Source organism: Nostoc sp. CALU 546, from assembly GCF_048836525.1.
In genome coordinates this window covers 1-19987 of record NZ_JAWJTF010000102.1, presented here as the reverse complement: position 1 = coordinate 19987, position 19987 = coordinate 1, and the positions used below count along the sequence as shown (strand labels likewise).

The 19987-nt window shown below is 40.4% G+C and carries 18 protein-coding genes; 7 read left to right on the top strand and 11 right to left on the bottom strand.

Annotated features, from left to right (window positions below; genetic code table 11):
• Positions 1-76: 76 nt before the first annotated feature.
• Positions 77-1165, bottom strand: a complete 1089-nt coding sequence (locus tag RRG12_RS33855) for a Rieske 2Fe-2S domain-containing protein (RefSeq protein WP_420762243.1) — start codon at positions 1163-1165, stop codon at positions 77-79.
• 348 nt (positions 1166-1513) lie between these two features.
• On the opposite strand from RRG12_RS33855, the gene RRG12_RS33850 reads away from it, so the two are divergent.
• The gene (locus RRG12_RS33850) at positions 1514-1939 is read left to right on the top strand and encodes a heavy metal-responsive transcriptional regulator (RefSeq protein ID WP_069068701.1); all 426 of its coding nucleotides are present in this window, start codon (positions 1514-1516) and stop codon (positions 1937-1939) included.
• Between the two features lie 249 nt (positions 1940-2188).
• Here the strand turns inward: RRG12_RS33850 and RRG12_RS33845 are convergent, their stop codons facing one another.
• From RRG12_RS33845 to RRG12_RS33830, 4 genes are all read right to left on the bottom strand, one after another.
• On the bottom strand, positions 2189-2668 hold the full coding sequence (locus RRG12_RS33845; protein ID WP_420762242.1) for a hypothetical protein: 480 nt from the start codon (positions 2666-2668) through the stop codon (positions 2189-2191).
• Between the two features lie 178 nt (positions 2669-2846).
• Positions 2847-3074: a hypothetical protein gene (locus RRG12_RS33840; protein WP_420762241.1), complete on the bottom strand. Its 228-nt coding sequence runs from the start codon at positions 3072-3074 to the stop codon at positions 2847-2849.
• 19 nt (positions 3075-3093) lie between these two features.
• Positions 3094-5421 (bottom strand): heavy metal translocating P-type ATPase, encoded by a 2328-nt coding sequence (locus RRG12_RS33835; RefSeq protein ID WP_420762240.1) that lies wholly within the window; start codon positions 5419-5421, stop codon positions 3094-3096.
• Positions 5422-5506: 85 nt separating this feature from the next.
• On the bottom strand, positions 5507-5701 hold the full coding sequence (locus RRG12_RS33830) for a heavy-metal-associated domain-containing protein (protein WP_420762239.1): 195 nt from the start codon (positions 5699-5701) through the stop codon (positions 5507-5509).
• A gap of 419 nt (positions 5702-6120) precedes the next feature.
• Here RRG12_RS33830 and RRG12_RS33825 point away from each other — a divergent pair, with 419 nt between their 5' ends.
• The 4 genes from RRG12_RS33825 to RRG12_RS33810 all read left to right on the top strand — a co-directional run bounded on the left by RRG12_RS33825 (position 6121) and on the right by RRG12_RS33810 (position 12147).
• Positions 6121-7626 (top strand): RtcB family protein, encoded by a 1506-nt coding sequence (locus tag RRG12_RS33825; RefSeq protein ID WP_420762238.1) that lies wholly within the window; start codon positions 6121-6123, stop codon positions 7624-7626.
• Positions 7627-8081: 455 nt separating this feature from the next.
• Positions 8082-9140: a glycosyltransferase family 4 protein gene (locus tag RRG12_RS33820; protein ID WP_420762237.1), complete on the top strand. Its 1059-nt coding sequence runs from the start codon at positions 8082-8084 to the stop codon at positions 9138-9140.
• A 248-nt stretch (positions 9141-9388) separates the two neighbouring features.
• Entirely contained in the window at positions 9389-10159 is a 771-nt protein-coding gene (locus tag RRG12_RS33815; RefSeq protein WP_084226981.1) for a WecB/TagA/CpsF family glycosyltransferase, read from the top strand.
• An 845-nt stretch (positions 10160-11004) separates the two neighbouring features.
• The gene (locus tag RRG12_RS33810; protein WP_420762236.1) at positions 11005-12147 is read left to right on the top strand and encodes a BMP family ABC transporter substrate-binding protein; all 1143 of its coding nucleotides are present in this window, start codon (positions 11005-11007) and stop codon (positions 12145-12147) included.
• 209 nt (positions 12148-12356) lie between these two features.
• Here RRG12_RS33810 and RRG12_RS33805 read toward each other — a convergent pair whose 3' ends face one another.
• Entirely contained in the window at positions 12357-12815 is a 459-nt protein-coding gene (locus tag RRG12_RS33805) for a hypothetical protein (protein ID WP_069068693.1), read from the bottom strand.
• Between the two features lie 486 nt (positions 12816-13301).
• On the bottom strand, positions 13302-15512 hold the full coding sequence (locus tag RRG12_RS33800) for an ATP-binding protein (RefSeq protein ID WP_420762235.1): 2211 nt from the start codon (positions 15510-15512) through the stop codon (positions 13302-13304).
• 473 nt (positions 15513-15985) lie between these two features.
• Here RRG12_RS33800 and RRG12_RS33795 point away from each other — a divergent pair, with 473 nt between their 5' ends.
• Positions 15986-16915 (top strand): cobalamin-binding protein, encoded by a 930-nt coding sequence (locus RRG12_RS33795; RefSeq protein WP_420762234.1) that lies wholly within the window; start codon positions 15986-15988, stop codon positions 16913-16915.
• 115 nt (positions 16916-17030) lie between these two features.
• On the opposite strand, the gene RRG12_RS33790 is transcribed toward RRG12_RS33795, so the two are convergent.
• The 3 genes from RRG12_RS33790 to RRG12_RS33780 all read right to left on the bottom strand — a co-directional run bounded on the left by RRG12_RS33790 (position 17031) and on the right by RRG12_RS33780 (position 18278).
• Positions 17031-17339, bottom strand: coding sequence for a TMEM165/GDT1 family protein (locus tag RRG12_RS33790; RefSeq protein WP_069068689.1), 309 nt, complete (start codon positions 17337-17339; stop codon positions 17031-17033).
• A 64-nt stretch (positions 17340-17403) separates the two neighbouring features.
• On the bottom strand, positions 17404-17826 hold the full coding sequence (locus RRG12_RS33785; RefSeq protein ID WP_069068688.1) for a TMEM165/GDT1 family protein: 423 nt from the start codon (positions 17824-17826) through the stop codon (positions 17404-17406).
• A 101-nt stretch (positions 17827-17927) separates the two neighbouring features.
• Positions 17928-18278 (bottom strand): YkgJ family cysteine cluster protein, encoded by a 351-nt coding sequence (locus tag RRG12_RS33780; RefSeq protein ID WP_292728780.1) that lies wholly within the window; start codon positions 18276-18278, stop codon positions 17928-17930.
• A 248-nt stretch (positions 18279-18526) separates the two neighbouring features.
• Here RRG12_RS33780 and psb30 point away from each other — a divergent pair, with 248 nt between their 5' ends.
• Positions 18527-18670 (top strand): photosystem II reaction center protein Ycf12/Psb30, encoded by a 144-nt coding sequence (psb30, locus tag RRG12_RS33775; protein WP_069068686.1) that lies wholly within the window; start codon positions 18527-18529, stop codon positions 18668-18670.
• A gap of 64 nt (positions 18671-18734) precedes the next feature.
• Here the strand turns inward: psb30 and RRG12_RS33770 are convergent.
• Positions 18735-19987, bottom strand: a 1253-nt coding sequence (locus RRG12_RS33770; protein ID WP_420762233.1) for a single-stranded-DNA-specific exonuclease RecJ, incomplete at its 5' end; no start/stop codon positions are given.

Below are 19987 nucleotides of genomic sequence, written 5' to 3'. Positions count from 1 at the left end.
TAAAACCCTTATCAATGACTGATGAGCAATGACAAAGGACAGCCCCCACCAGCTAGCTTTAATTGCGCCGACTTACTTAGTCATTACTCATTGTATCTTGCCATCTTTCCCGCTTGGGCTTACTCTCCACATCGCGCGATCGCCCTTCTTTCCAAGTTCCCCACATTAGGGATTGCTGTTTTTCAACATGGTTAATAAACTGCATAATCGAGTGATCTGCTTTGATGGGAGTTTTCAAATCAAACTTAATTGTTTGGAGAATCTTAATGTCACCCATGAGAAAGTACTTAGCTACAATCTTAGTCAGCCATAGCACAACTCGATTGCATAACAAACCAAAAATTCCTTTACGTTTTTTAGTCATCAACAGAACTTGACCTTCAGTTTTTCCCCCTTCGTAGAGGCGAACTGCAACCATCATCTGGACATGGAAAAAATCGGGGCCAAGTGTCACTATGCCAATGCTACCGTACCAATAGCAAATACTGTAAGTTATGGCATTTTTGTAGAAAATACGGACGAGCTTAATGAAAAACGAATTGTCTTTGATGGGTGTAGTGTTAGTGAAAATAATCGCATTCTCATTTAGTTCCTGTCTTTCAAAAACAACTTCTATTGGCAGTTTGTGAACTGTATTGAGGTGTTGAGCATCAATGGCATTAATCATCACCACATTGGGGTGACAGTTCATCACAAAATGAGAATGGATGGCGACATCACACTCTTTTTGTTCCAACTCTGGAACAAAAGGTAGAGGTTGTTGTGGTATTTCTCCAGTCCAAACCCAAATCATCCCATACTTTTCAGCAGTGGGCCAAGTTTGTAATTTTGGAGAAGGTGGTATATCTAAACATGGGATATCAATACACATCCCTTCAGCATCAAACTTCCAGTGGTGGAAAAAACAACGTAGTGCATTACCCTCAACTTTGCCTTCAGCAAGGTGAGCGCCCATGTGTGGACAATAGGCATCAAGGGTAACTACTCTTTTATCTTTACCACGGTAAATAACTAGTTCTCTGCCCAAAATCGTGATAGGTTTTACTTCACCCACCCGCAGATTTTGAGAGGGTATTACCCAATACCATCCCTCAATAAAACGCTCTGGATTATTGAAAATTTTAGGTTTACGGATTGAGCTAGAAGTCTGCGAGTTGAGATTCATTTTTATGGTTTCACTTGAAGTGAAGCAGTTGATCTAGAAGTAACATGAGAACTAAAACAAAACAGTTACTTTCAGTACCATGACAAACAGTTACCTAAGGAATAGATAAAATAAGAAAGGTATGATTTTGAGTATTTCTGATTAAGAATGACAAAATTATGCCAATTAAATATCATCTTAAATAAGCAAATATCCGTTTAGAATGGAGATTAGAAAAATTAAAACTTAGTAGAATCTCTAATTAGATAAAAATTTTAACTACTGATGTAAATATTTTGTTAAATTCTCAGAGAACTTAATCTTTAGTAAGATATGTAATAATAATTACAGAATTTGGGAAAATCTACCGTGTTAACTCAAGATAAAAAACTGCTTTTAATTGGTCAAGTAACAGATTTAACTGGAATCCCCATCAGAACAATTCGTTATTACGAGAGTTTAGGCTTAATCAATTCATCAAGACGAACAGAGGGAGGCTTTCGCCAGTTTTCATTGGATGTGATAACTCGTCTAGCATTTATTAAAAGGGCACAAAATCTTGGTCTTAGCCTAGAAGAGATTGGAAATATTCTTCAGGTTTATGACCAAGGCCAAACTCCCTGTGGTGAAATTAAAGAAAAGCTTGAAGAGAAGGTATTGCAGATTGATCAGCAAATTGATCAACTGTTAACTTTACGCTCTGAAATAAAGGGATTACTTTCAGGCTGGAAGAATATCAGCGATCACCATGAGAAGACAATTTGTCCGATTATTCAAAACACCTCTCAGTGCTGAGTGCTGACAAAGAAAAATTAAGAAACACTTAAAGATTGTATAAATGGCGCAGGTAGTCCAAGAAGCATTACATTATTCCCAAGGCAGATTAGGAATATGTTGAATAATATCAGGGAAAGCAACTTCTACAATTTGATACAGGTATCGAACCGCATAAAATTCACTAATAAACCCAATCGGTTTTATATCTATATCATTCATGCTTTTAGGGTAATAGCAACTATATGCACACCAAATTCCTTTATAGCACTATTGAATATATCCAATAAGTGCATTCAAGTGTTCCACAAAAATAGCTTTTTCAGGTCGTTCTTGAACAAGTGTTTCATGTTGCCAAGGGAGATCAGGTACAGGATCATACGCCGTATCTGGGAAAGCAGTATCCATAACTTGATGCAAGTATCGAACCGCGTAGAATTCTTTCTTGAAACCGCTTACTTCTACCATGTCCATGTATCCAAAGGAATAACAACTATGTGCTAGCCATGTGCCGTCAAAGCATTCTCGAATATATCCAACCAGCGATCCCTCCTCTCCTACTACAACTGTTTTTTCAGGACACTCTTTGATAATCAAACCTTGTTCGCGCATGGCTAGTAGCTCTTCTCCTCGCCATGAATTTCCCTGCCGATCGTAGCCACAAATTTGCTCTGGATAATCCCAACCAGAAGTATAAAATTTATAGTTACTAAGGCAAGGACAGTGAAATAGTTGGAAGTGCAAACTCATAAGAGTTGAGGATTTTTCATAATTCTACAAAAGATGATGAGACATTTAAAGGTCAATCAGATTTCAAAGCAGTAAAATTACGTTGATTGCAAGAGATACCTTCAGTAGGAGTACTATTTAATTAAACTTTTGGATATAGTCTTAAGTTCAAGCAATTGTTTCATTATTCACTCAGAAATTAGGACTCAGAACTTTTATAGAGAAGAAACCACCACAACTCTAGTCCGATAAAAGCTAAACCAGCGATCGCAACACCGACTTTCAAGCCCAAAGGTTGCTGGATGCGCTGGAATTGGCTGGTTTGTTCTGATGAGTGGGCTGGCATTTCTGCTAATGTTACACCTGATGTTCCAATGAGAAGCACTAAAGCTGTAAGGCTTCCCCAAAGCATTTTTTTACTGAACATTTCCTAAATTACCCTGAAATTATGAGATAGTTTTTGGTTGAAAGTTACGCAATCTGAGGGCATTACTAACGACAGAGAGCGAAGAAAGAGCCATCGCCGCCCCAGCGATAATTGGATTGAGTAACCAACCAAAGATGGGAAACAGAATTCCCGCCGCAATGGGAATACCAATGACGTTGTAAATAAAGGCAAAGAAGAGATTTTGCCTGATATTGTTGATGGTGGCACGGCTGAGTTGAATTGCTGTGACAATTCCTTGCAAATCTCCAGAAATTAAGGTGATATCGCTAGCTGCGATCGCAACATCTGTTCCCGTACCAATGGCAATTCCCACATCAGCCTGGGCTAGGGCTGGCGCATCATTTATGCCATCACCTACCATTGCGACAAGGGATTGGGGATTGGGTACTGGGGATTGGGTATTGGGAAGAAATTTCCCTAGTCCCCAGTCCCTAGTCCCCAGTCCCCCTTTTTGAAGGGATTGAATAATCGCCGCTTTCTGATCTGGACGGACTTCGGCAAAGATTCGCTCAATGCCAACTTGCAGAGCGATCGCTTCGGCAGTTTTACGATTGTCTCCGGTGAGCATTACTACTTCTAAACCTAACTTCTGTAAGGCTTTCACCACTGCTGCTGATGAAGGTTTAAGGGCATCGGCAATACCCATTATTCCTTGTAGTTCGCTATCTACAGCAATCAAAATGACTGTTTTACCAGCAGCTTCCCATGCATCTTTATACTGCTGGAGACTCATGGTATTAATTCCAAGTTCTGTTAACCAGCGTTGTGTACCAATTTGTACAAGCTGATTTGCAACAACTGCTTGGACTCCACTACCTGCATTAGCTACGAAATCCTTTGCATCTATTAAACTCACTTCTTGGGACTGGGCATATTTCACCACCGCTTCAGCTAAAGGATGTTCAGAATTTCGTTCCACTGTTGCTGCTAGCTGTAAAAGGTTGATTTCATTACCATTAGCTGTGCCGTTAACAGTAACAAAGTCTGTAACCGTCGGTTTCCCTTGCGTCAAAGTACCAGTTTTATCTAGAACGATGGTTTGAATTTTGTGTGCTAGTTCTAAGCTGTCAGCACCTTTAATCAAAATGCCATTTTCTGCACCTTTACCCGTCCCCACCATTACAGAAGTGGGGGTAGCTAAACCCAAAGCACAAGGACAAGCGATAATTAGTACACCCACCGTTGTCATTGTTGCTAGGGTGAGGTTGCCAGTGAAGTTAAACCAAATGACGAAAGTGGCGATCGCAACGGCAATCACAGCTGGTACAAACCATCCTGTAACTTGATCTGCCAAGCGCTGAATAGGTGCTTTAGAACCTTGTGCTTGTTGCACTAATTTAACGATTTGAGCCAAAAACGTATCATTTCCGACTCGTGTCACCCGAAACTGAAAAGCACCCGCACCGTTAATCGTCGCCCCAATCACCTCATCTCCTGGCTGCTTTTTAACTGGCAAACTTTCACCAGTCACCATCGCTTCATCTACCGTCGAAGCACCTGCAATCACTTCGCCATCTAGGGGAATCTTTTCACCGGGACGCACCAAAATTACATCGTTAATTTTGACTTCGGCGATGGGAACATCAATTTCCACACCATCACGGATAACTCTGGCATCTTTGGCTTGCAGTCCGATGAGTTTGCGGATGGCTTCAGAAGTTTGTCCCCTAGCGCGATTTTCCAACAACCGCCCCAGCAAAATTAAGGTAATGACAATGGCAGCAACTTCATAATAAATATGAGGTATCAAGCCTTGAGCAATAAAAAATTTCGGGAAAACAGTGACAAGCAAAGAATATAGATAGGCTGCACTTGTACCCAAAGCAATCAGCGTGTCCATCGTCGCTGTATGGCGTTTGAGGGATTTCCAGCCATTCCGATAAAAAGATCCACCACACCAAAAGACAACGGGTGTTGTCAGCACTAATTGCACCCAAGGATTCTCAAGAAAACTTGGAATTAAGGGTAAGTTCAGCCCAGTCATCATCGGCAACGACCCCAAAAGTAGGAAAATGCTGATTACACCTCCCACCATTACCTTGAGGAAGAGTTGGCGTTGTAATGCTTGCCTGCTCGCTTTTTCAGCATCATCTTCTTCAGAGAGCAATTCTTCCTGGAGTGAGTAAGAAGAGTATCCCGCAGATGCGATCGCACTTTGGATTTTCTCTAAACTGGCTAAAGAGCGATCGTACTTGATGGTAGCTTGTTCTGCTCCAAAGTTAACGTTGCAGTCTCTTACCCCAGGAACAGAGCGAATTGCCTTTTCGATGTTGTTGGCGCAAGCGGCGCAACTCATGCCTCGAAGTTTGAGTGTGAGAGTATCCATGTTGGGGATTGGGGATTAGGGGTTGGGGATTAGGGATTGGGGATTAGGAATTGGTCATTCTACCAGTACCCAGTCCCCAGTCCCCTTAAGCAACTGGATAGCCAGCAGCAGCCAATGCTTCTTTAATTGTTGTTTCTGATACTTGAGTTTCTACACTCACAAGCTTGGTTGTTGGATCAGCCTGAACACTAGCATTAGCATCGACTGCCTGAAGTGCTTTGGTGATCTTGCTTGCACAAACAGAACAAGACATGCTGGGAACTGTGAGTTGGAGAGTCATAGATTTACGGGATAAAATGAATAACCTTGCCAGACTAAGCTGGATGACTGAGGGACATCTGTCAACAGTCAGAAATAACTGGAAAGAGAGTCGCCTTGAATTTATCCTAGACTCTCTAGCCGGCTAGAGAGTCTAGAGATTTTTAAAAGTTTTTCGCTAAACTTCAAATTTCTTTACAACTTTGGTTGAACTGAGTAACCATTGCCGATCAAAATACAACGTACTACAAAACACTTGTCATCTGCTGAAAGTGTGTGTTATTAAGGCTATATAACCACATTAGTCAGAATTAACCTGTTGTTTTCTCAGAATTGTAGAGAAAACAACCCTCCGCACCACTTGAGACGCGGCTGCTGAACCCAAGTCTCCTCATTTCTTCACAACAAAGGGTCTTTTTTAAGACTCTATTTGGAGTCTTCATGCAGCCAAAAAATCTGAAACGTCTCTTGCGTGCTTTAGAGCGGCAAGGTTTAGATGTAACTTATAACAATTCCACTTATTCAGTTCGTCTAGTTAATTCTCCTGATGCCTCTGTAGCAGAAGTATTACTACCGGAAGATTTTCCCGTAGAAGCTAAGGCACTGAAGCAGTTAGCGAGTTTGGCAAGTGTCCGCCACCCGTCAGGTGGATGTGTTTGTCGTGCCTGTGCCACACCTGACTTTCACCCAGGTGATTCGGGTGTTGCCATTGGTTCAGTCGTAGAAACTGTGGGTCAGGTCATCCCTGGTGCTGTCGGTTCTGACATCAATTGTGGGATGCGCTTGCATGTTGCTGATTTGACAATCGACGAATTTCTGGCAAAGCGCGACCAATTTGTAGAACGCATGAAGGGGGATTACTTCTTCGGTACGCGTGACGTGACGATGACTGCTCACGCAATGCGATCGCTATTTCAGTATGGAGTCCCCGGTTGGTTGGATGTCATGCTAGATAAGCCTACAGGGAGTGTAGTTAAATCTGATTTGCAACAACTTGCCCAAGAGAGCGAACGCATCTTCTTAGGTGGTTCAATGGATGGTAACTGGAAACTGGCGCCTGAAGAATTAGTTCCCGATGCTGGACTAGTACGCGATGGCGGACTGGCAACTATTGGCGGTGGTAATCATTTTGTAGAAGTGCAACGGGTTGATAAAGTCGAAAATCGCACACTTGCCCACGCTTGGGGAGTGCGCGAAGGACAGCTAGCTTTTATGATTCACTCTGGTTCTCGAAACGTGGGTAAATATATTGGGGGAATGTGGCGAGATAAAGCTAAGGCGACTTGGCAAAAAGGTCTGAAATACCCTGAGTCTCAGATTTTTCCTCTCTCTACTTATTCTCACCCCGAATTAGTCGCCAGTTACCTACAAGCTGAAGCCACTGCTGCTAACTATGCCTTTGTCAATCGCCTGCTGTTGGCGGAATTGCTACGTCTGCGTTTACGAGAAGTATACAAAGATGTTGAAGCACCTCTAGTTTATGACTTGCCGCATAACATCACCTTGCCACAACTTGAAGATGTAAAGACGTTGTATACAAAATCTCTCCAATCTAAAATCCAGAATCCAAAATCCAAAATTGAGAAGTGGATAACACGCAAGGGCGCTTGTCCCGCCCATCTAGGACAACCAGTGATTATCCCAGGTTCAATGGGTGCTTATTCTTATCTCATGGTGGGTAGAGGCAATCCAGCATTTTGTAATTCGGCCTCACACGGGGCGGGAAGAATTCATTCTCGCTTCGACCTCAATCGCAGAGGTGCATCTGAAAGTGAGGCAGAACTGGGATTAACTGGGGTAGACTGCATCACCCTGCGTCAAGAACGCCGCATTGAAGAAGCACCCGCTGCTTACAAACCAATTCAGTCTGTGATTGATGTGCAGGTTCAGGCAGAAATGATTGATGTTGTGGCACGGTTGAGTCCGGTGTTGACGTTTAAGGCGTAAGGGTTCCTACGCAGAAAATTAGAGACGCGAAATTTCACGTCTCTACTTTGGTTTTATTGGTAGACAACTTAAGCCCAAACCACTGTCAAAAATAAGTAAAGTTCAGTTTTTTTTATATTGTCTTGGCTATCGACATGATACATGATATACTCTACAGGACTAAAAACTTAAAATTACTTAAGTAAACGTTTTAAATGTTTAAAAATTAGCAAGATAGCTGCTTGAAACCTCTCCCCCACTCCTGAAAGGCTTTAAAACCCCCAGCACTTCACTGGTTACCAGTTATACTTTTTAAGGCACGTCAAAAACGTACTATTACAGGCAAGTTTTTGTTATGGAGGTAAGTAATAGTGTAGAATCTCAGAAGTGCATATTTAGGGAATCTTTGGAGCCGCGATCGCGCCCAATGCAGCATACTGAATTTAAAAAATAGATTAATAGCAATTATGAGTCCCATGAAAATTACTATGTTAGGCGAAAGCTTAGAGCGCCAAGGTGGAATAGTTTCTGTGGAAAAACTCATTCTTGAAGAAACTACATCTGATATTCAAATTACACATATTACTACTTTACCGAATGGTTCTACTGTCCATAAGGCGTTAGTGTTTTTGCAAGCAATAACTAAGTTATTTTGGAACTTATTAAACCAAAAAACTGACCTAATTCACATTCATGTTTCAGATAGAGGTAGTGCTTTTCGTCACTCGATTACTACTATTATTGGTTGGCTATTTCAAAAACCAGTAATTATTCATACTCATAGTGCTGATTTTCATTTGTTTTACTCTAAACTTCCTCAATTGCTTAAGCAGTGGCTCAGTTGGTCATTTCGTAAATCTACCAATTTTATTGTTTTATCAGATAGCTGGAAAAAATTTTATATTGAAAATCTTGGTTTGAAATCAGAGAAAGTTATTATTCTCCCTAATCCAGTAAAAATTCCTGCACAAATCCCACAGAGGATAGATTCTAAGCAGATATTTTTCTTATTTTTAGGGCGCATTGGTGAGCGCAAAGGTGCATTTGATTTAATTAAGGCATTTGCTTCTATACCTGCTGATCAACAAAGCCGAGCAAAGTTAGTTATGGCAGGGGATGGAGATGTAGAACAAGCTCGCAGTTTGATTCTAAATCTAAATCTTATTAACTACATCACTATTCTTGACTGGGTAGACCAAGAAAAACGCGACGAGCTTTTAAATGAAGCTGATGTATTTGTGTTACCTTCCTACAATGAAGGTCTTCCTATGGCTCTACTAGAAGCAATGAGTTGGGGTTTGGCAGTTATCACTACCGCAGTAGGAGGAATACCTGAGATAGTTACTCAAGACCAGAATGGTTTATTAGTTAATCCGGGGGATATTCAACAATTATCAGAAACAATGCAATCCTTAATTACAGATGAAAATCTGAGAATAACTCTGGGAAACAATGCACGAGTCAGAGTTAAACACTTGGATATAAAAGATTATTTTGTATCTTTGAAATATATTTATGCAACAGTTGCAAATTAAGAGCGTTCTTGATTAAGATGGGCAGTTATTTTAGTTATATTGCAACCCTTGTGCTTAAGCGATTTATGCAATCTACGTAAATATACTGAACTTAAAAAATACACAATTCATCCTGTAGAAGGATAGCAGGCATTAAAAAATATGAGATTGATATTATTAACAATCAAGGGAATGCTCAATTCATTAGTATTATTGCTCATATCTTTTTAGATTTAGTGTGTTCTCTCTTTAATAAATGAGGTAAAAAAATGAAAACTTTTCCTGAAGTAAAGTTGCTTGATACAAGATTTCATAAAGTTAAAGTAGAAGAATTAATAGATTATTTAATAGAAGCAGCCAAAAGCAAAAAAAAGACAATTGTAGGAAATGTCAATATCAAAGCTATGAATTTAGCCTACGAAAAGTATTGGTATCGAGATTTCTTGAATAAGGCTGATTTAGTATTTTGTGACGGATTTGGTGTATTGATAGGAGCTAGATTCAATGGTTATTCAGTGCAATCTGTACATCGCATGACAGCGCCAGATTACATAGAAGATTTAGCATTAAAATGTGAGAGAGAAAACCTTTCTTTATTTTTGTTAGCTGGAAAACCCGGTGTAGTCGATAAAGCAATTACTAAGTTACTAGCAATTGCGCCTAATTTGCGTATACACGGACATCATGGTTATTTTGATAAATCAGGAAAAGAGAATGATTTGGTAATAGACAAAATTAATAAATTTAAACCAGATATTTTATATATTGGTTTTGGTATGCCGTTACAGGAACGCTGGATTTTAGATAACTTCAACAAAATTGAAACTACTGTCTTTTTACCTTTAGGTGCTTGTCTAGATTTTTATACTGACTCTATATACCGTGGCCCACGTTGGCTGACTGATAATGGTCTTGAGTGGTTAACACGCTTAATTACTGAACCTACTCGTCTATGGGATCGTTATGTTGTAGGTATTCCATTATTTTTTTATCGTGTACTTAAACAGCGAATTACTCAAGGAATGCTCACAAATCGCTGAGATGATGTTTTAAAAGTGTTCGGCTGTAATTTAGGCACTTGTTGATATCTTCCTAAATTCCCCTTAAAAAAGGGGAATTTAGGGAGCCATAAAACAGGAGTCAGAATTGGTGAATACTCCATCCATAAAGGGATAGAGTTTTAGGGCGAGAATATTTTAATTTAATTTTTTCGCGCCACTTACGGGCAAGATTTTAAACCAATATTCATTACCTAGTCGGACTACAATTCAATTCTGTTAGCGGATAGCTAAGGTTTAGCCCATTCTGAGTTCTGAATTCTTCTTATAAAACGTTTTCCTATCAACCAGAAGACTTTTAAAACATCCTCTGAGTAAATTTTTCGCTTCTTCAGTATTAACTAAGCTAAATTCATACCTGAAATGCTATAGGAATCCGCTTTGATTTCTACTGAGTTTTTTCACCAAATCAAATATGAGTCCTATATGTTAGTAGGCTAATAATATAAATACTTAAAAATAAATATCATAGTTTTATTTTCCTATTTCATTAAATTTTTGGCATATTGCTGAAGAACCATTTTTTCTAAAATCAACTGACCGCGTCGCTAAGGCTTCATTATCTAGCGTCGTATGTTTCGGTGTTTACCCAATCCCCAATTCATTTTACAAAGCTGGCTTCAAATATACGTTTCGTGAAAAAGTTTTGTTTTTTTGTATAAATTTAAGCATTATTTGTCTTATTTCTTAAGTAAATTGATAGCAAAAGTAAAAGCTAAAATTAAACTAAACTTAAATAAGTAGCCAATTTAAGCTGTTTCTGGTGCTAATAGCGGTCAAAAAAACCTTTTTACCCCCTTTATACAGGTAAATCCAATCAATAGAATATGGATCGTCGGAATTTTCTAAAGTATGTCACTTTAGCAGGATCTAGCTTTGCCTTAACTAGTTGTTTTCAAGGTAGAAATTCCAATTCACAGCCGGATGTGTCCCTCTCAGCGTCACCTATGGCGGTAAATGAACCTCTGAAGGTGGGATTTGTTTATATGGGTACTGTAGGAGATTTTGGTTGGACTTATGCCCATGATTTAGGTCGCAGAGATATGGAAGCCAATCTCCAAGATAAGGTAAAAACTACCTTTGTCGAAAATGTCAACGAAGGCGCTGACGCTGAAAGGGTGATTCGCCAACTAGCATTAGATGGTAATAAATTGATTTTTACAACTTCCTTTGGCTACATGAACCCAACAATTAAAGTTGCCAAGGACTTTGCTGATGTTATCTTTGAACACTGTACAGGATACAAGCGTGCTGCTAATGTTGGTACTTATTTGGGACGCTTTGAAGAACCGCGTTATTTAACCGGTATGATTGCTGGCAAGATGACAAAATCAAATGTAGTTGGTTTTATTGGCGCATACCCAATTCCAGAAGTAATTCGGGGAATCAGTGCATTCACTCAAGGAGTGCGGTTAACAAATCCCCAAGCAAAAGTTAAGGTACTGTGGGTACAAAGTTGGTACGATCCAACTAAAGAAAGAGAAGCTGCTCAAGCTTTGGTCAATTTAGGTGCGGATGTACTAACACAGCATACCGACTCTGGTGCAGTTGTCCAATTTGCTGAGGAAAAAGATATTTATGCTTTTGGCTACAACACTGATATGAGTAAGTTTGGTCAAAAAGCTCACCTGACATCACCTATTAACAAATGGGGCAAATTCTATACAGATAAAGCCTTGGCTGTAATGAGTAACACTTGGAAGCCTCAAGATGTTTGGGATGGTATTAGTGAAGGGATGGTGGATATTTCCCCGATGAATCAGGCAATTCCATCTGATGTGCAACAACTGGTGAATGCGAAGCGTGATGAGTTTATTCAGGGTACTGCACATCCTTTTGATGGCCCGGTGAAAGATCAAAAAGGGATGGTGCGAGTGCCAAAGGGTAAGGTGTTGGATGATCGGGGACAACTGGCGATGGATTGGTATGTTGAGGGAATTGAAGGGTCAATTCCTAAGGCCAAATCCTAGCACTGATCAAAAATACACAATACTAGGATTTCTATTTATTAATTTTTTAATTTAGTTATATAGCGGTTCTCGCTTGAGTGAGATTTCCGTGCGATGCCCAAGCGGAGCATCGGGCGTTGTCCACAGCCTAAGTCTGACGCTTTTGAAGGTGGCTTACTCCTGCCTCTTTCCTCCTGAATGATATTGTTAAATTAGGAGCAGCAGAGTTATCAACTAAAAACTTTCTTCAAATTTTCCGGCTGTGTTACCGCCAAATATTGAGCCGACATTTCCGGTGTGATTAGTTCTATCATGACTTTGTTTTCTAACCAGAACTCAATAACATCAAAAAAAGAGTCGCGGTTACAACGTAATACTTTCCAACCTTCCCGTTCGCCAATCAACTCAATTTTTTCCTGACTAGAAGAAACCAAGACTGCTGCATGAGTAGCTGTGAACCCCGAAGGAGTAACATTTTCTGCAAATGTACACTGCTTATCTCCTTCACCAGGTATTAGCTGAGTTTCTAATGGATAAACTTCAATTCCTGTTCCATGTTCGTCAACGGGAAAAACCATATAGCTACCTGGGTGCGGGAAAAAGGGAAAAGCCTGCCCATTTAAGACTTCAGCCAGAACTTGGGCAACGTGCAGGGGATTTTGAACAGAAATTGATATGTGATTAATCATACTTAATTACCCCTTACCCCATAATCATGATGGGGTTTCTAAATTTTTTGTTTTGTGGAGTGCTTATCTTCCACGAGAGCCTTGATCACTTTTCACCCCATTTCTATTGATTTATGCAAAGAGTAAAATAAATTTTATTGAAAGCGGCGGAAAACTGAAACTTCATCCCGCTTCTCTGCGAGAGGCTGTGCCAACACTAATCACAGACACGTAGACTAAGGTGTTATTAATTACTTAATACATAATTGATGCTTGTATTACTCTGAGAGATTTCAAAAATGAAATGATGAAAGTAGTATGTAGAATATTTGCTAAAAAAATCGACTTTTTCATCAGAACAATTAGCTCTAATCGACTCATAAATACTTGATGTTAATCAGCTATTATTCTCCACGTGACAATGATAAAAATTTTCATAGTCAGAGTAAAAGTATATTATATATTTTCTCATTAATTGGTCATAAAAATACATTTTTTTATGACCAATTAGCTCAAATATCTAATCAGTATTGACTCTAGTTGGACTATCCGAATGGGCTTAACAAGGTAATCATTTGCATTTCCTGGTAGCTTGCTAATTTCCTCTTCTAAAGGTTCGCTAACAGTCATCATTACAATCGGTAAATCTTCCCAATAAGGCTCTTGTCTAAGGATATTCAGAAAATTCAATATGCGAACATCCTCTACTAACTGGAAATCAAAAAAAACTAAATCTGGTTGAAGATTTTGCACCTGTTTCAAAAAGTCGTTCCCATTATCTATCCACTTGACTTGGTAGCCAATTGTGTGGAGATAATCTTGCAGTGTTGTGGCAGTATTTTCTTCTTCTTCCACAAGCAAAATGGTTTTATTTGTGGGGATGATTGAGGAAGAGGAAGACAAGGAGGACAAGGTAAAATTTGCCCCCTCATCTCCTTCATCTCCGTGATCTCTCGGATGCACTGGATTTGGTAGAAACAGAGTGAACTGACTACCTTTTCCCAAAGTCGATTTTACGGTGACATCTCCGCCATGCAAACGCGCTAATTTGCGCGTTAAAGCTAAACCCAGTCCAGTGCCTTCGTACTGCCGATTTAGCTGACTGTCAAGCTGTTTAAACGGTTCAAATAGAAATTGAAAATTATTTGAGTCTATACCAATTCCAGTATCTGAAACTGTAAATGTTATACCTTGTGGTACTTTTTTGACTACCAGTGATACCTGACCGGCTGGGGTGAATTTAATGGCATTAGTGAGCAGGTTGAGTAGCATTTGCTTGATGCGCCGCTCATCAGCAATACAAATATCCTCTTCTAGATCAATTTTACAGGTGAGTTGCAATCCTTTTTCTAAGGCGCGATCGCGCACTGTCCAGATGGCATAATTACACAAATCTGACACTGGCAAAGGTGACAGTAACAGTTCCTCTTTGCCTGCTTCTACCTTAGATAAGTCAAGAATATCGTTAATTAGTGCCAGCAGATGTTCACCACTACTATATATACAGTTTACATATTCGTTCTGCTTTTCATTGAGAGAGCCAACTATTTCTTGTTGGAGTAACTGTGACAAACCCATAATCGCGTTTAGAGGCGTCCGCAACTCATGGCTCATGGTTGCTAAAAATTCACTTTTTGCCCGACTGGCGGCTTCTGCTGCTTCTTGGGAGGCACGCAGTTTTATCTCTGTTTGCTTACGTTCAGTAATGTCCTCAATCATCGCTAAAAAAAACTCAGGTTCACCATTGCTGCCTGGTATAACAGAAACTGAGATATGAGTCCAAACTAAGCTACCATTTTGATGTCGGCAGCGTCTTTCCAACTCAATCCGATGTCTTTCAACAATTTGTTCCTGATGTTTGGAGGGTTGTAAGTTATCTCTCGAAGTTATCTTTAAGTCTGTGCGAATTCCTGACATCAGTTGCTTGTAAAGTTTTAAATCCCCCCTTTCTGTGGAAATGTAATCTGTAAACCGCTTGCCGTATAAATCTTCTCGGCTGTATCCTAAAATCTCGCACAGCGCCAGATTAGTATCGACTATCTGCGCTTTCATATCTATAAGTCCAATGCCAATAGAGGAACGCTCAAAAATCGCCCGAAATTGCGCCTCACTCTGTCGTAGTGCTTCCTGCACGAAGTTTCGCTCACTCGCTTCTATAGCCATCGTCACGAAATCTGCAATCGAGCCAGCAAAAGTCTCTTCCTCCAAAGTCCATTGGCGACTTTCGCCTATGTGTTCGTGACACACTACGCCTACCAAACGACCCTCTAGCCAAATCGGTGCATCCAGTAAGGATGTGATGCCCAAAACGGAAAGATAAGACTCGGATAATTCTTGGGTTCTTGTATCGTTTCTGGCATCATGTGCGGCAATGGTACGTTCCTCTTCTAAAGCCTGGAAATAAGTAGGACAATTTGTTTTTAAAAGCCAGTTACCAAAGGTATGCTCTTTAGTCCTTACATCATACAAATTAATGCATTCAATTTTTGAACGTTCCTCATTATATAACCATACCCCAACTCGCTCCACCAAGAGTGTCCGAGCAGCAGTTTCGGTGATTTCCCTCAAAACCGCATTGAGATTACCTTGCTGAAATGTCTTGCTTCTTGCCAGTTCCACCAGAGACTGGCTTTGTTTTCGCCGACTATTTTCTCTGATTTGGAAAGCCTCTTGGGCCTGGTTGTGCTCTGTAATATTTCTAGCTGACACCACCTGCATTAGTTGCCCTCAAGAAGAAATAATTTTGCCTTGCAGTTCTACGGAAAACTAGAACTTTCTTTGTATAACTACAATTACTTGATATGGTTTTTCATAACCGGAAAGTATAATTTTTCTAATCAAATTTTATGATTGTGGATAATGAGTTACAAACTAGATTTTGCTAGTCACTTCTATTACTTCATATCAGTGGCTTTTGCTAGGTGGTAATTAACATTTTTAAGGATTACGGCATTAAGTAATTCTACTATCATTCGGTATAATTAGTGGGAGGCTTTGAAGTTGGGACTGGGTTATAGGGATTGGATTTTAGAAAAACTCTTCCCTATCCCCAGTGCTTAGTCCCAGTCCCTAGTTCAATTTCTTGCTTAGTGCTTACTATCAAAGCACCGTTGATTCTCCTAGAGAAAGATGCCTAAAGACTTAAATTTTGCAAGAATTGAGGCAATGGCAGCTTTTGTGGAGGTGGAGCGATGACGGATAGTAATAATGTGAGAATTGTTTCCCTGATTCCCGGTGGAACGGAGATTTTAGCGGCACTAGGTTTGGTTAATGCTATTGTGGGGCGATCGCACGAATGCGATTACCCTCCAGAAATCCTCAATCGCCCCATTTGTACCCAAGCACGCTTAAATTCCAATGCCTCCAGCAGTCAAATTCACGAGGAAGTGAACAATTTATTGGAATCGGCTCTCAGTATTTATGAAATCAAAACAGATGTTTTAGAACAGTTACAGCCTACCCACATTCTTACTCAAGACCAGTGTGATGTTTGTGCTGTCAGTTTACACGAAGTGGAAAAAGCAGTTGCCACACTCATTGACAGTAAACCTCAGATTATTTCTTTACAACCCAATATTCTCAAAGATATTTGGACTGACATTGAGCGAGTCGGCAACACCTTTGACGTAGACTCGGTAAAAGTTTTAGAAAATTTAGAAGCTCGCGTTAAAATTTGTCAGCAAAGACTCCAAGGACTTTCTTTAGATGAACTGCCTACTGTCGCCTGTGTCGAGTGGACTGATCCTTTGATGGCTGCCGCTAATTGGATTCCTGAATTAGTTAACTTAGCAGGAGGACAGTCACTATTTTGTGCTACAGGTCAGCCTTCTCCTATTTTGCCGTGGGAAACACTATTAACAACTAATCCAGATGTAATTATTTTTATGCCTTGTGGGTTTGATTTAAATCGTACTCGCCAAGAAGCCAATTTGTTAACTCAAGGTTCCGAGTGGGAAAAATTACACGCTATCAAAGCTGGTAGGGTCTATATTACTGACGGCAATTCTTACTTCAATCGTCCAGGGCCGCGACTGGTAGATTCTCTAGAAATTTTGGCAGAAATTTTGCATCCAGAAATTTTTCAATACGGCTACAAAGGAACCGCTTGGGAACGTTTGTAAAGAAGAATTCAGAACTCAGAATTCAGAATTCAGTAGGAATTCGAGTGGTTTCAAACCTTGTCGGCTTTCAATCCCCCACAAGGGGGAATTCTGATTCCTGGATTCTGGATTCTTTTTAAGGTGTTTGTTCAAAATCTGCTGATGGTTCTGGTTCATTGTTAAATAACAGCAGACGTGCAGCGAGAATGGCAAATCCTACGGCTGCGATCGCTTTTAGGACGCGTGTAGGTAATAATTCGGCTACTGCACCTCCAGCCAAAGATCCCAACAGACTTGTCAACAGCAATGCGCCTGCTGCACCAAAAAATACTGCACGGGGAGAATTAGAACGTCCTGAAAGTGCGATCGCCGCTAGCTGACTTTTGTCACCCAATTCTGATAAAAAAACTGTAATAAAGCTAAGTCCTAAAAGATGCCAATCCATATTATTTAGGGGGAATGGGGAATGGGGAATGGGGAAGAGTTTTGTAATACCCAATGACAAATGACTAATGACCAACCAATACATCCCAAAACAGCATTAGCGAAATCATCAATAACATCACGCCTGCTGATTTTTCTACAGTTTTTGGGCTGAGTCGGCTGGCTATCCAACCACCTAAAAGCACACCTAATAAGCTGGTGGTTATCAGCGCCGCCGCAGATCCGATAAATACCACCCACGGCGAATGAGATTCTGCACTCATTAATAGAGTGGATAGTTGAGTTTTATCTCCAATTTCTGCTAGAAAAATGGTTACAAAAGTTGTAACAAAAACTACTAGTACTGATTGCTGCTTTTGAGGACTATTGGCAACTACAGGCTGAACGATCGCAGGAGTTAAGTTCAAATCATTGCTGTCTTTCAGTTCTAGCTCGATCTCAGTCTGAGATATGCCAGAAATCTCCAAAGATGCAGAGTCAAGTTTCACAGGCAGTAGTTTTGTTTCTAGGTTGCTTTCATATTTCTATCATATTCTCAGATTGTTGTAATAAATTGCAACTACATACAAAAAAAAGGAGGGTGGAAGTGTCAAAGGCCAACAGCTTTGTCGAAACGTAGTATTTCTAAACTGCGATCGCCATAAACCCCTTCTATCTGCTGGCGACAGCAGTCAATGGCAAAATCGTTAACTTCTTCTGGTTCAACTCCATACATATCTTGAAACACTTCTGATTCAACGCGGCAGAAGCGAGGACGATTTGAGTAGATGCGACATTCTCGCGTGGTATGGTCGAAATTAACGCACCATCCCCCTTCGCCTACCATGCTGAGGTAGAGTTCTAGTTCTGGTGGTGAGAGATATTCTTCCAAATCTGGACGCTCTGCTGGGTCAAGATTACAGCAGGCCCCACATTGCTTTACACATTGCCAAGTTGACATTTTTGATTAGGGATTGGGGAGTGGGGAATGGGGAATAGGGAATAGGGAATTGAGGAAGGTAAAAAGAATAAACAATGCCCAATGCCCAATGCCCCATTCCCAATCCCCCCATTTTACGTTTTTATGTCTTTTCTTATAATTTTGTTAAGTAAATTAAATCTAACAGTCCATAGCCAGATATGATCGATTGCGGGTTTTGTAATTAAGTTATTGAATTTTTTAAAGCAATTAAGAGGAGAAAAGGAAAAATGTTTGACGCTGTGTCTGACTTGTTTAACGCTTTTACCAGTATCAATTGGGAAGTTATTTTCCAATTGCTATCCGTAGCGCTAATTGTGATTGCTGGCCCAGCAGTAATCTTTGTACTGGCATTTCGCAACGGCAACCTATAAGAGTGCTGAGTAGTGAGTGCTGAGTGCTGAGTAGAAGAAAATTTTGGAATTTAAAACTGATAACTCATGAACCAGCACTCAATACTGATAACGCCTGAAGGGCAGCTTGGATAATATTGTCATATTGTGGTTGAGAAATATCAACTTCTTTGGCGTTTTGCCGATTAGTTCCTAGCAAGCCTATTATATGTCCTGGCTGCATGGCTAAAACTTTACCTTCAGAATTTTTAATTCTTAATTCTGCTTCAATACCGTTTTTATAGAAACCACAAGTATACTGTCGTTGATTGTATTCAAAGGTTGTGCTTGATGTGGTTGGTGGCGAAACAAAAAATTTTTGAATCTGAATTGGCAGTCTGACACCGATTAGCTCTAGCTCGATGGTGGTGTTGCCGTTAAAGTAATTTTCTCGCAGTTTGTAAGCGATATCCACTCGCGATGGTAAACGGAAGTAGTCGCCCCAACGCCAAGCGATCGCTTTAATTCTATACTCTTGATTATCGATAGTTTGGGCAATTGTCAGTTTGATATGACCCTTACCAACGATTTTCTGCTCAACCACCTGGACATTAGGTGTCCAGAAAACTGGATCGGGGTTGTCCATACCGCAGGGATGTAGAGCATTAAGCTGTTGATAAAGCTGCTGATTGAGATGGTTGAGGTTGACTTCGGCATCAATTTTTAGCAGAGGCTTGAGATGTTGGGGTTCAAGACACTGGTTAGCAAACTCAATTAAACGCGATCGCACCATCTCTAAATTCTCTGCGGGTAGAGAGAATCCCCCGGCTGCTTTGTGTCCACCAAATTTCCCTAGTAAATCGTGACAATATTCCAAAGCTTCAAATACATGAAACTCTGGAATTGAGCGTGCTGAACCGCGTATATGTCCCTCATCCTCATAAGTACCGATAAACACAGGAACACCATAGCGTTCCACTAAGCGGGAGGCGACGATACCAATAACACCATGATGCCAATTGGGTTGAACAACAACTAATACACGGTTTTGCTGTAGAGATGTAACATATTCTGCTTCTACATAAGCGATCGCTTCTTGTTCAATTTGCTGACACATTTCCTGGCGAGAAGCATTTATTTGTTCGCACTGCATTGCTCTTTCCAGCGCCACCCCCATGTCATCTGTAGTCAGCAATTCAATCACAGTCTGGGGATTACCAATTCGACCAATAGCATTAATTCGTGGCCCCAGGCGAAACCCGATATCTTCAGGCTTGAGCGATTTTGGATTTTGGATTTTGGATTTTAGATTGGAGATTTTCTCCTCTGCTCCCCTACTCCCCTGCTCCCCTGCTTCCC